The organism is Maridesulfovibrio frigidus DSM 17176 (assembly GCF_000711735.1).
In the GTDB taxonomy this organism is placed as follows: Bacteria; Desulfobacterota; Desulfovibrionia; order Desulfovibrionales; family Desulfovibrionaceae; genus Maridesulfovibrio; species Maridesulfovibrio frigidus.
The window spans coordinates 1-12,956 of the sequence record NZ_JONL01000005.1; the positions used below are offsets into that span (position 1 = coordinate 1).

The following is a 12,956-nucleotide window of genomic DNA, read 5'->3' on the forward strand; positions in this document are numbered from 1 at the left end:
TACAAGCTTTTCTTTTTCATCGGCTCTTCGCAGATCCGGCTGTATAAGCAGTATGAGTCGTAGGGGAAACTGTTGGGACAATGCAGTAGCAGAGAATTTTTTCAGTAAACTGAAAAGGGAACGTGTTTATCGCACGACGTACAAAACTCGGGAACAAGCAAGGCAGGATATTTTTATCTACCTTGAGATCTTCTACAACAGGAAACGAAGACATGCCGGCATCGGTTATGTTTCACCAGAACAATTTGAGCAGGAATATTACCGTAAACAAAAACTAGCTGCCTAACCTAAAACGGACTGTCCGTTATTTATGTAGCATTTCACCTCCAACAAAATCTTTTTCACCATGCGTCAAAATTATTTCTCTGCGTCCGGAGGGTGAATACCAAACAGGAACACTTGACGCAGCTTCATCTAAAATAATTGAACTTTCACTGCCCGCAACATGTCCACGGCAAGCAGCTTCTGGATTAGCCACTCTTGCGCCAAATATGCTACCTTTTACATATAAATCATCTTTCCAACTAACTAGTTTTCCACCTTCAAAGCATAAGCCAAGCCATGTTGAACCATTTGGAGTTCTATCAAGTGGCAACACCCTAATATTATGCCCAGCCTCGTCCACCTCATATCCAAAACTGGTATATTGCATCATGCTAACAACTTGGTCATAATCCATTCCGGGCTTTAAGTCTTTAATAGCATTGGTTCTCTGTTGGCGGGCAACAATCCCACAGCCCTGTAGTAAAATTAGTGACAATAATAATAATTTTAATATATTTTTCATGATGACCTCAAATTATATTTTTTCTAGAATAACAGTCCCCGCGAGACTACAGGAAAGACATGATAAACAATAGAAAAAAACAATCACACCCAAATTCACATACCCTTCTCCTCAAAAACAAAAAGGCCAGCCTTAACCGAGGCTAGACCACAATCAAAAACCACCATTCGGACATTTCACTCCCCCAAAACCCCATAAACAATATAGAAAAACTTGCCAACCACATAAGTTTAAACTCCCCCCTCTCTTGTGCACAGCGCTAGTGTAGCAATTTACAACAGCCTGGGCGTGGCGCAGTTTGGTAGCGCGCCTGCTTTGGGAGCAAGATGCCGGGAGTTCGAATCTCTTCGCCCCGACCACTGAGAATACAAAGGGTTAACTAAGAAATTAGTTAACCCTTTTTCTTTTGGGAAATTTTCAAATCTCTTCGACTCCGCCACACACTGCCATCTCCACTGATCAATATTGCCCCTTGAAGTTTCAACCATCCATGCTAGTCTCTATAGAAATCGAGTTTCAATCTGATTTGCATAAGTTTTGCCCTGAAATATAATTGGAATTTCTAAACTCTAAAGCAGATTCACTGCAAAATATAAAAACCGAAGCCTAAAGGAATATAATATGAAGTGCCCTAAAAGATCGGAAATAGCATTGATTCAGACTCTTACAAGAAGCTACCCTGAATTGCTGGGGGTGGAGAAAAGAGATTTAAGCCTTGAGGATATTGAGCCGGATGCGAAGTCTCGCATAGAACCTGAATGTGAATACGATCCAAATGCAGAGGCTGATCTGGTTATCAAAAACGCGCTTTTAAATGATGGACGTGAAGCGAATATCGCAGTTGCAGGAAACATTATTACCAGAGTCGGTTCGGCTGATGAAATTGATCAGGTTACAGGTACTGCAACCAAGATTCTGGACGCAAAGGGCAATTCAGTATCACCCGGTTTTGTCGATTCTCACCTGCACTTGGACGTAGCGATGCAACGACTCGGTACTTTAACTATTGAAGATGTGGAAACAGCTGATGATTTTAAAGAACGATTAATTAAATATGCGAAAGACAACTCAAGCTCACCAATTCTGTATGTCTTCGGGCTCCATTATTTTGATGACCCAATAATTCCTGCCGAGACCTGTCGCCAGACGCTTGATGAAATAGTAAGTGACAAGCCGCTTCTTGTTTTTGCCCATGATTTGCACACTGCATGGGCCAACACAAAAGCGTTAGAAGGGGCAGAGCTACTACGCCAAATGCCCCCTTATCCGCACCTGATTGAAGAACTTGGTTTGGAACAAAAGATTAGCGTTGATTCTGGTGGAATCCCCACAGGCGAGTTCAGGGAACCTGATGTTTATGCTTTGCTTGAAGGTCCTCTGCAAGCCAAATATCCCCGTTCTATTGAGCACCAACTTTCCGATTTAGAAACTGTGTGCAAAGAACTCTCCGCATACGGCATTACCGGTGTGCATCGCATGGCACTGTCTCAACCAGCAGAAGATTTATCATTTCTCCTTTTGCTCCTTGAACTGGAACAACAAGGCCGTTTACCTATACGCGTCAGCTCTTCATTTTCCTCTGTTGCAGACCACAATATGCTGCATGATGTACTTATAGGATATGCCACACGTGACCTTCTCACTAAAGCCCGCAATAAAGAAATAACGGCGGCGCAATTGCATGACTACCTTTTGGAACTACTCAAGGATGCTGGTACGGACAGGCATGAAAAAGTAAAAATAATGGCTAGCGAAGGCGGACATGGTGAAGATCATCCAATGATGGACAAGGTGCTGAAAGTTTCTCAAAAATTAACCGACATTATTCATAAAAAACATATAGAGCATCATACCAAAAGGGCTAATCCCCACCAAAAGAACAGCATGCCAGAACATATGGGCTATCACGCAAAAGTTCGGCTAGACACATTGAAAATTTTTATGGATGGAGTGATTGAAAAGGATACAGCCTACCGTCTAGACAAAACCCCGTCGCAAGGTATCCCGGAATTCAATCAGAGTGATCTTGACCGTATTCTAGTTTTCGCGGACAGGCTCGGGATTCAGGTTGCGGCTCATTCGATAGGAGACGGCTCGGTTAAATCTATGCTTAATGCCATATCCAAAACACGGGACATCAATAAAAACATTGATGAAAAAAGAGGCTACAGAATTCCGCACCGAGTGGAGCATATTGAAACCTGTAGTCAGGAGGATTTACCCAGATTCGGAAAACTGGATGTGATAGCCTCAATGCAGCCATTGCATGAAAGACCTCCTATTTCCATGTGGCATGACCTCGTCCCGAAGTCGGAATGGAATACAGCCTTTGCGTGGAAGGAAGCTTTAGTGGACAACGCAACGCTTGTTTTCGGCAGTGACTGGCCCATAGTTTCCTGCGATCCAAGAGCCGGAATCAACCACGCGGTGACCCGTAAACCTTGGTACGAAGGAGCCAGAGACCAGTCTGTAACCTTAGATGAGGCTGTTGGCGCTTATACAACCGGGGCTGCTTTTTCTGAATATTGTCAAAATATAAAAGGAGAAATAAAGTCAGGCATGCTGGCTGATATGGTGATCCTTTCAGGGAATATTAAAGAGCTAGAAAATGAATCTTTCAACTTAGAAATAGAAACAACCATCTGTGATGGAAAAGTTGTGTATATGAAACAAGGCTGAGAAAGTTTTCCCCTTCTCAAGTTACCTCGCAAATCGGCTGTGTACCCGTTATTTCCGAAGCTCTAAAATCACCCTTCAACGTGGATTAGAGTGAAAGCTACAGTAATATATTACCACACAATATATTACTGTATATTATTGCAATCAGTTGCAGACAGGGATATGAAATATGCTTTGTTGATCTACGCATCTCCATAGCATACTTTGCTACATAAAAATCAACTTCAAGGCTTTGTTCCTTGCTTAGTTTTTTAAAAATATAGAGATATATTGTCTGGAGAAATTTTGAACACGCCTTTCATTACCTACGATGAAACTATAGACAAATTGACATGGCTGGACGCTATTGCAGCATTGCGATCAGGCCATTTATTTCCCGAAGCACAAGTTAATGACATTTTTCTTGGCCCATCAGAGGGCACCCTGCTTAGCCGTGGTGCCTATATCGAAGGCCTAGGATATGGAGTAAAATCAACCACTGTATTTACGGGGAATTCAAAAGTTAATCTACCATCAGTTCAAGGGGCCATGCTGATATTCAATCACAAGCATGGGCAGCTAACAGCCATAATCGAAAGTAGACTTATTACTGAATTTAAAACAGCCGCAGACTCTGTACTAGGGGCATCTCTTCTTAAACGTCCAGACAGTGAAACCCTGCTGATAGTAGGAGCTGGAACAGTAGCTCGTAGCCTGATAAAAGCTTACGGAGCCGCATTCCCAAATTTGAAAAATATTATCATCTGGGCGCGTCGTGTCGAAAAAGCGGAACAACTCGCAAAAGAATTCACTGACAACGATATCAAAGTATCGTTCACTGCGGACTTACCTGCAGCAGCCCAAAAAGCGGATATAATTTCAACAGCCACGATGACTCATGAACCTATACTAAAGTATGAATGGATCAAACCGGGAACCCATGTCGACCTGATAGGCGCATACAAATCTGACATGCGTGAGGCTGACGACAAATTAATATCTACCGGATCACTATTTGTAGACAGCCGCAAAACTACTATCAACCATATTGGAGAACTGACTATTCCAATTGCGAAGGGTATAATTACGGCCAATTCAATCAAAGGCGATTTGTACGATATGATCAAGAACCCATCGCTAGGACGGAAATCAGAAACAGAAATTACCATTTTCAAAAATGGCGGTGGAGCCCACCTCGACCTTATGATGGCTAATTACATTATAGAGAAAACCACAGGTGCAAATAATTAAATAATAGTGAATTTATCGATTTGATAATTTGCGACCTATTCTTTCACTTAAGGAAAACATACACGTGTTTACTCGCTCGCTACGCTACACCCTATTCTTATTGCTCATACTAATTTACCCAACTATTTGCCATGCAAGTACTGAAGACATAATCTCAATAAACATTCCTAAATCTGTAGGGGTGGGACAACCTTTTTTAGTCCAAATATCTTCATCAGAAAAATTAGATAAATTAGATAAGTTAGAAATATTCTGGAACGACAAACCAATCCTACCCACCATCACCACAAAAAAAGGAATCTCCAGCGCTATTGTCATACTAGGAACAAGCTTGCGCACCACACCGGCAGACCTCCCTCTTGTGATTCAAGCAGATAGCAGTGGCAAAACACATCGTCTCCACAAAACAATTCATATTGTTCAGCACGAATACCAACGGGAATCCCTGACTGTAGCGCCCAAAATGATCAAACCTCCCCAGAAAGTTTTGAACCGCACCAAATCCGAGCGCGAATTAGCACTCAAAGTAATTAGAACATATTCTCCTAAACGTATGTGGCAGCTTCCTTTCGCCTTACCAGTCAAAGGCAAAATGCTCAGCCGATTCGGATTGCACAGGGTGTTTAACGGTGAATCGAAACGACGCCACAAGGGTTTAGATTTTAGAGCATATCTCGGAACACCAATCCATTCCATAGCCGCAGGCACCGTCACTTTGGTGGGGAAATTCTATTATGCGGGCAATTGTGTGTACATTGATCACGGAAACGGGATAATTTCCGCATCTGCGCACATGTCTAAAGTATTAGTCAAACAAGGTGATATCGTAAGAAAAGGGGAACAGATTGGCCTTTCAGGTGCTACAGGCAGAGCTAACGGCGCACATCTGCATTTAGGTGTCTTTGTGCAAGGAGTCTCTATCGATGCTGAACCACTCTTCAAGATGAGTGAGTCATAATCAAATATCCGTTTTTTTTAACCTCTCAACACCCTATAAATAATGTAAAAAAAACTTTCCATATATATATGTTCAGCCATCCCACCTCTTGGGCACAGCTCTAGTGTAGCAACACATCAGCCGGTCCGTACGCAGTTTGGTAATCTCATTTACACTATACCTATGCAGACCTATTATGCTACGACGCTGTTAGTTTACAAATAATAAATATGAATCATAAGGAGATACTATGGCTAATTTTCTATTTGTACTGAGCAAAAGTGATAATGAAGCGGCAACCCGTTGTTTCCAATTTGCAAAAATTGCTCATGCTAAGGGACATAACGTTGATATGTTTTTCATTGATGGCGGTGTCGACTGGGCAATTTCCGGGCGCGACCTGACCCAGAAAACTATTACCGGAGATTGTCCGCAAGACTATCTGCCATATTTGGTAGAAAATGAAGTTAAGACAGGCGTATGCACACCATGTGCTAACAATCGCGGACTAGATGAAGCCAACTTCCATTCAAATATGCAGTTGGACGGAGGGCCTCATCTGATCGACATGGCATCAGAAGCGAAGGTCTTCAATTTCTAAAAGATGTTCTAAGCTAGAATTTCATTTATTAATTTCATTGATCAGGTTCCGCCACACTGCTTTACAAACATTATATTGAAATTTCAGACATGTTCGATCCGCGCACAAAAGTAAAAAGGTTAACTAAGAAATTAGTTAACCTTTTTACTTTTACCTTCGGAAAATATTCATAATTAAATCTATCAAATCCCAAATCTGCAATTTGAAGTAACTGTTCTGCTCTTTTACTTTCTCAAAACCCTAGAAACAATGCAAAAAAAGCTTGCCAAGTATATAAGTTTAAACTATTCCATTTCTTGTGCACAGCGCTAGTGCAGCAAACACATCAGTCGGGGCGTGGCGCAGTTTGGTAGCGCGCCTGCTTTGGGAGCAGGATGCCGGGAGTTCGAATCTCTTCGCCCCGACCACTGAGAATATAAGGGTTAACTAATTATTTAGTTAACCCTTTTTCTTGTGGGGAACAAAAAATGTCCATCCTAAACTTTAATTCGTAGATCGCAAGACATCCGTACGGCTTAATATCTTTAGCAAAACTCGAGTAAACATTAATGGATTCGTAATCTGTTTCAGATAAGTTGATGTACTGGAGAATAAAACATTCACGCCCATCATATACACAAGTCGTCCCCATCAATCTCATAGATGCGAATCTTATTGCTACGTGGAAATTCTTGCTTAACAAGTTTTTTTAGAAGCTTTTTAAGCCCTTTAAAATCCGTCGCGAAACGCTCTTTTGCAAACCCGTCCTGAGCAACAGAAAACGAGTCGTCCCCCGTACGCATGATAACCAAGGAACGATCCCGCTTGTACGTGCGCATGTCCAGCCCTCGCCCCACCTGAGTTTTCTTGAGCTTGCGCAGAATAGTTTCTATGGCAGATGCCTTGTCGATCATGCTAACAATGATAGGCTGCCCAACAAATTCATGTCAATCATGGTTCTAAGCTCAGCCTCAAGAACGGACGCAAGGACCCATAAGGAAAAGTTTTACTGTTAAGATCCATTTCCAGATCTCCACAGGTGAGCTTACGTGTTTGCCAGCACAGCTTGGGTGCAAAATGCAAAAGAACATATGTTGGGCTTTTGATTAATGAAGATAATAGCAGGGAGACGGTTAATGATCGTTGAAGATAGGAAGCAGGGCTAAAAAAGACCCTTCCCGTAAATCTTACACTTTATATTAATAGCACGATGGTAATGCCTCAGAGATATTCTTTTGAGCATTTCATACCTCCACACTTCCAAATCCCACCAAACTCCCTAAGAACATTATCTTTCACAAACAATATATTTTACCCACTTTAGTGCCAAAACAACACTAATAGAGCAGTGCATTGACGGCTACCCATAGATAATCTTTATTGTGTCCATCGTGACATAATAAAGATTATCTATGGAGACCAGCATGAATCTCGAGACCACAATAACACCAAAAACAAACATACCTTCACATGACGATTCAATCGGAACTTATTCCTATGAAGAGTTCTTTGAAGCCGCAAGACGGTTTCATGGATACCCTGCTCCGGGTTTGATGCTTGGGGGGTATATGATGGAAGAAGCACGCAAGCATCTCCCTGAGGACACAATATTTGATGCTATCAGCGAGACTTCATGGTGTTTACCGGACGCAGTGCAGATGCTCACATTTTGCAGTGTCGGTAATGGCTGGCTCAAGATCAAAAATCTCGGTGTCTATGCTTTGTCACTCTACGATAAATATACAGGCAAAGGTGTCCGCATTCGTGTTGACCCAACAAAGCTAGACGCTTGGCCTGAGGTTAAATCTTGGTTCTACAAGCTAAAGCCTAAAAAAGAACAGGACACAGAAAAACTGCAGGATGAAATTCGTCGTGCAGGTGCTTCTTTTTGCACCCTCGAAGCAATTCAGATGAAACCGGAAGTTATGGGACATCGTAGCAAGGGGGGAATTACTACCTGCCCACTTTGCGGAGATGCTTACCCCGGCTCATTCGGTGCCATATGTAGAACCTGTCAGGGGGAAGGACCGTATCTCGAGCGGGAAGTTTCTCAGAACTTAAAAGTCGAAACACTTCCCCGCGGACTTAAATCAGTCCCTATTAGCGAAGCCGTGGGCAAAACAGCCGTACACGATATGACCCGCATTGATCCCGGTAACAGTAAAGGACCAGAGTTCTTTAAAGATCACAATTTCAGTGCCGGAGATGTTTGTCGCCTCCAGATGATCGGGAAGAATCATATTTACGTTGACGAAGGTGACATTCCCGAGGGCGAGTGGATCCACGAAAATGAAGCTGCGGAAACTTTCGGTCGCATCATGTCCGGAGACGGCATTGTACAGGAAGGGCCACCTCGTGAAGGCAAAGTTACTTTGATAGCTGATGAGGACGGAATTCTAGTTTCCAATCTTGATATGATGACGGGCTTTAACCTCGTACCAGACGTAATGGTCGCTGCCCGTAAAAATGGAACTCTCGTTAAGAAAGGTACTCGCCTTGCAGGAACAAGGGCCATCCCTCTTTATATTTCACGCAATAATTTTTCTAAAGCTGTATCTTCACTAGATGGAGCACCTCTCTTTAAAATTGCCCCGCTACGCAAAGCAAAAGTAGGGCTGCTCATCACTGGTGATGAAGTCTTTAACGGACTTATCGAAGATAAATTTGAAGCTATCATCACGGCAAAAGTGCAAGCACTCGGCAGTGAAGTTGTCACAACATTAATCGAGCCGGACAGCCGTGACCGCATTCGTGATGCAGCTAAAGCTCTCGTGGAAGATGATTGCGATATGATTATCACCACAGCCGGGATGTCCGTTGATCCAGATGATGTGACTAGGCATGGTTTAATGGATGCCGGAGTCACTGACATTCTTTATGGTGCTCCAGTTCTCCCCGGAACAATGCTTCTGCTCGCCCGCGCAGGTGAAGTCCAGATCATCGGAGTTCCTGCCTGTGCATTATTCTTTAAAAGTACCAGCCTTGATTTAGTTCTACCTCGCATGCTCGCAGGACAATCTTTAACACGCAAAGACCTCACAGCATTCGCCGATGGCGGATATTGCATGGAATGCAAAACTTGTACGTTCCCTAAATGTCCTTTCGGAAAATAAGGAGGATGAAATGCAAGAAGTCACAGCTAATCCAGAGTTCGATTACTTAAACGATCAGCCCGCGATAGATTCGCATAGTCCTACAATCCGCCTTCACCTTTGGCTCGAAGGCGGCGAAGGAGTCTTCTTTGGCTACGGGCGTCTTCTCCTTCTAGATAAGATAGAGCAATGCGGTTCTTTGAAAAAAGCCTCCGAGGCTATGGGCATGTCCTATAGAGCCGCTTGGGGAAAAATCAAACAGACCGAACAGGTCCTTGGTTTTCAACTGATTGAGAGGGTTGGAAGTCGGCGCAGTGGTTACCGTTTGACTGATGCAGGCCGACTTGTGCGGGACAAGTATTTTGAATGGTTCAGAAAGGTCGAAAGCGACGCTCGTACGCGGGCAGATGAAATTTTCCCATGGCGTTCAAAAAGCTTCGGAGAAGCTTGACGCCTTCATATGTGTTTTTATTAACATATTGGAATCATTGACTTTATTTTGTTAATATTCTTGTATGCGAGAATAAACACAACTATCAGACGAATGCTCGCTATATGCAGTTATTTGTCAGGTACAAACGCGGAGGTTCCCCATGAATATTTCACGGCGCGGCTTTATGAAGCTTGCCGGGGTAGGAGTGGCAAGCATCAGTTTAAGCCAGCTGGGATTAGATTTATCCCCAGTACAGGCTTATGCCGCCGGACTTAAAATAGAAGGGGCTCAAGAAGTCATCTCTATTTGTCCATTCTGTGCGGTCAGCTGTCACTTTATCGCCCACGTCAAGGACGGTAAAATTGTCAGCACTGAAGGCGATCCAGATTACCCGGTCAGTGAAGGTTCTCTCTGTGCAAAAGGCGCAGCAATGCTCTCCATGCACAACAGTCACCACAGATTACAGAAACCTAAATATCGCGCTCCTTTCAGCGATAAATGGGTAGAAAAAGAGTGGGATTGGGTGCTTGATAGAATTGCTCAAAACGTTAAAAAAACTCGCGATAAAGACTTCAAAACCCACAATGCTAAAGGGCAGGAAGTTAACCGTGTAGAATCAATCTTTCATCTCGGTTCATCCCAGATGGATAACGAAGAATGTGCACTAGTCCATCAGGGCGTGCGCGGTCTTGGCCTGGTGCATTTCGATCATCAGGCAAGGATCTGACACAGCGCAACAGTTGCGGCTCTGGCAGAGTCGTTCGGGCGTGGTGCGATGACAAACCACTGGTGTGATATTGAGAATGCAGATTCTATCATGATTATTGGTAGTAATGCAGCAGAACATCATCCAATTTCATTTAAATGGGTCCTTCGGGCCAAAGACAAGGGCGCCACTGTTATGCATGTGGACCCTAAATTCTCGCGTACCTCCGCAAGAAGTGATTTCCACGTACCTCTCCGTTCAGGAACTGATATTCCGTTCATGGGCGGAATGATTAATTACGTTCTCTCCAACAAACTCTACTTTAAAGAGTATGTTGCAAACAACACAAATGCTGCTTTCATCGTAGGTAAAGATTACGAGTTCAAAGATGGCTTGTTCTCCGGCTATGATAAAAAAACACGTACATACGACAAGTCAAAATGGGCTTTCGAGCTTGATGACAAGGGTGTACCAAAGCGCGATCCTTCACTGAAAGATCCTCGTTGTGTTTTCCAGATGCTTAAGAAGCATTACTCACGCTACTCCCTTGATAATGTCTCCAAGACAACAGGTGTATCCGAAGAGAATCTTCTTAAAGTTTATAAGACTTTTGCAGCGACTGGTAAGAAAGATAAAGCTGGAACCATCATGTACGCTTTGGGTTGGACCCAGCATACTGTCGGCGTACAGAATATCCGCACCAGTGCAATGCTTCAGCTTCTTCTTGGTAATATTGGTGTCGCGGGTGGTGGTATCAATGCTCTGCGCGGTGAGCCTAATGTTCAGGGTTCTACTGACCATTGTATTCTGTGGCACATTCTGCCCGGATACTTGCCAGTGCCTAAAGCTAGCATGCCTACCTTTGAAGCATACACCAAAGCCACAACCCCTGTTAGTCACGACCCGGAAAGTGCTAACTGGTGGCAGCATAAGCCTAAATATATGGCTAGTTTGCTTAAATCATGGCGCGGCGATAACGCTACTACCAAGAATGGTTTCGCTTACAAAATGTTGCCTAAAGCGGATGATGGTGAAGATTACTCATACATCTTCCTATTTGACCGTATGTACAAAAATGAAATCCGCGGTGGATTTGTTTTCGGTACAAACCCTGCTCAGAGTGTGCCGAACTCCAACAAAGCCCGTAAAGGTCTAGATAATCTGGACTGGCTGGTTGTAGCTGAACTGCATCACACTGAGACATCGGATAACTGGCATCGCCCAGGTGTAGATCCTCTTAAAAATAAGACAGAAGTATTCCTCCTTCCTTCCGCTCAGCGTGCTGAAAAAGCAGGTTCCATTAGTAACAGTGGTCGTTGGCTACTGTGGCATTATGAAGCTTGTAAACCAATGGGCGAAAGCAGAAGTATGGGTAACATGTACGTGGATATTATTAACCGCGTTCGTGAACTATACAGCACTAAAAATGGTGCATATCCAGATCCTATCCTGACACTCGACTGGCCTTCCTTCTATGACGCAGAAGATATTGCTCAGCGAATTAACGGTAGGTTCACCAAGGATGTTGAATTCAAAGGCAAGAAGTACAAAAAGGGGCAGCAGGTTCCTTCATTTGTAGCTCTTGGTGATGATGGTTCAACTTCAAGTTACAACTGGTTATATTCTGGAAGTTACACTGAAGAAGGTGGTAATAAAGCTAAACGCCGCGATCTATCTCAGACTCCAATGCAGGCGAAAATTGGTTTATTCCCGAACTTCGCATGGTGTTGGCCTGTTAACCGCCGCATCCTTTATAACCGTGCTTCAGTTGATGCTAACGGTAAGCCTTGGAACCCAGCAAAAGCTGTTATCGAATGGAACGGCAAGAAGTGGGAAGGAGATGTTCCTGATGGTGGATGGCCACCAAATGCAACAGGTAAAGGACGCTATCCATTTATCATGCGCAAAGAAGGACACGGACAGTTGTATGGTCCCGGCCTACAAGATGGTCCTTTCCCTGATCATTATGAACCAGTGGAAACTCCGATCACAAGTCATCCGTTCTCCAAACAGCTCAGTAGCCCTTGCTACAAAAGCGTTAAGAGCGACATGGATAAGCTTGCAAAACCAGGTGATAAACGATTCCCAATAGTTCTTACCACTTACAGCATGACAGAGCATTGGTGTGGTGGCGGTGAAACCCGTAACGTACCAACGCTCCTAGAAGCTGAACCACAGCTTTATGTTGAAATGAGTCCCGAACTAGCCAAAGAAAAAGGCATCGACAATGGCGAAGTTGTTGTCGTGGAAAGTATTCGAGGCAAAGTTGAAGCTGTTGCAATGGTTACTGTTCGTATGACTCCATTCAAAGTTAAAGGCAAAATTATCCACGAAGTGGGTATGCCGTTCTGCTTTGGTTGGACCACAAAAGGAGTTGGTGACGCAACCAACCGTCTGACTCCGGCTGTAGGTGATCCAAATACTACTATTCCTGAGTATAAGGCCTGTCTTGTTAATGTTAGCAAGGCTAAAAAAGTCACAGAGCTTGTGTAATTTGCAACTAAGCCGGGTC

10 protein-coding genes and 2 tRNA genes are annotated in these 12,956 nt (G+C 43.6%); 10 read left to right on the plus strand and 2 right to left on the minus strand.

All coding sequences use genetic code 11. The features are described 5' to 3' along the window. On the plus strand, positions 1-286 hold a 286-nt coding region (locus BR06_RS0110710), incomplete at its 5' end, for an IS3 family transposase (protein WP_031482795.1). 18 nt (positions 287-304) lie between these two features. Here the strand turns inward: BR06_RS0110710 and BR06_RS0110715 are convergent. Continuing rightward, positions 305-787 (minus strand): hypothetical protein, encoded by a 483-nt coding sequence (locus BR06_RS0110715; protein ID WP_031482796.1) that lies wholly within the window; start codon positions 785-787, stop codon positions 305-307. Positions 788-1,069: 282 nt separating this feature from the next. Between BR06_RS0110715 and BR06_RS0110720 the strand changes: the two genes are divergently transcribed. The 6 genes from BR06_RS0110720 (at position 1,070) to BR06_RS0110745 (ending at position 6,641) form a co-directional block, all read left to right on the plus strand. Beyond that, positions 1,070-1,146, plus strand: a tRNA-Pro gene (locus BR06_RS0110720). Positions 1,147-1,408: 262 nt separating this feature from the next. Further along, complete coding sequence (locus BR06_RS19725) at positions 1,409-3,466, plus strand: amidohydrolase (protein ID WP_051677014.1); 2,058 nt, start codon at positions 1,409-1,411, stop codon at positions 3,464-3,466. Positions 3,467-3,751: 285 nt separating this feature from the next. Beyond that, positions 3,752-4,696 (plus strand): ornithine cyclodeaminase family protein, encoded by a 945-nt coding sequence (locus tag BR06_RS0110730; RefSeq protein WP_031482800.1) that lies wholly within the window; start codon positions 3,752-3,754, stop codon positions 4,694-4,696. A 64-nt stretch (positions 4,697-4,760) separates the two neighbouring features. Then, complete coding sequence (locus BR06_RS0110735; RefSeq protein WP_031482803.1) at positions 4,761-5,654, plus strand: M23 family metallopeptidase; 894 nt, start codon at positions 4,761-4,763, stop codon at positions 5,652-5,654. Between the two features lie 229 nt (positions 5,655-5,883). Continuing rightward, a complete protein-coding gene (locus tag BR06_RS0110740) occupies positions 5,884-6,234 on the plus strand; it encodes a DsrE family protein (RefSeq protein WP_031482805.1) in 351 nt (116 codons plus the stop codon). A gap of 330 nt (positions 6,235-6,564) precedes the next feature. After that, positions 6,565-6,641 (plus strand) — tRNA-Pro (locus BR06_RS0110745). A gap of 201 nt (positions 6,642-6,842) precedes the next feature. Here the strand turns inward: BR06_RS0110745 and BR06_RS0110750 are convergent. Next, the gene (locus BR06_RS0110750) at positions 6,843-7,127 is read right to left on the minus strand and encodes a hypothetical protein (RefSeq protein WP_031482807.1); all 285 of its coding nucleotides are present in this window, start codon (positions 7,125-7,127) and stop codon (positions 6,843-6,845) included. A 510-nt stretch (positions 7,128-7,637) separates the two neighbouring features. On the opposite strand from BR06_RS0110750, the gene BR06_RS0110755 reads away from it, so the two are divergent. The 3 genes from BR06_RS0110755 (at position 7,638) to fdnG (ending at position 12,937) form a co-directional block, all read left to right on the plus strand. Further along, a complete protein-coding gene (locus BR06_RS0110755; RefSeq protein WP_051677015.1) occupies positions 7,638-9,326 on the plus strand; it encodes an FmdE family protein in 1,689 nt (562 codons plus the stop codon). Positions 9,327-9,336: 10 nt separating this feature from the next. Next, complete coding sequence (locus BR06_RS0110760) at positions 9,337-9,756, plus strand: winged helix-turn-helix domain-containing protein (RefSeq protein ID WP_051677017.1); 420 nt, start codon at positions 9,337-9,339, stop codon at positions 9,754-9,756. Between the two features lie 142 nt (positions 9,757-9,898). Further along, entirely contained in the window at positions 9,899-12,937 is a 3,039-nt protein-coding gene (fdnG, locus tag BR06_RS0110770) for a formate dehydrogenase-N subunit alpha (RefSeq protein WP_156952703.1), read from the plus strand. The last annotated feature ends 19 nt before the right edge of the window (positions 12,938-12,956 follow it).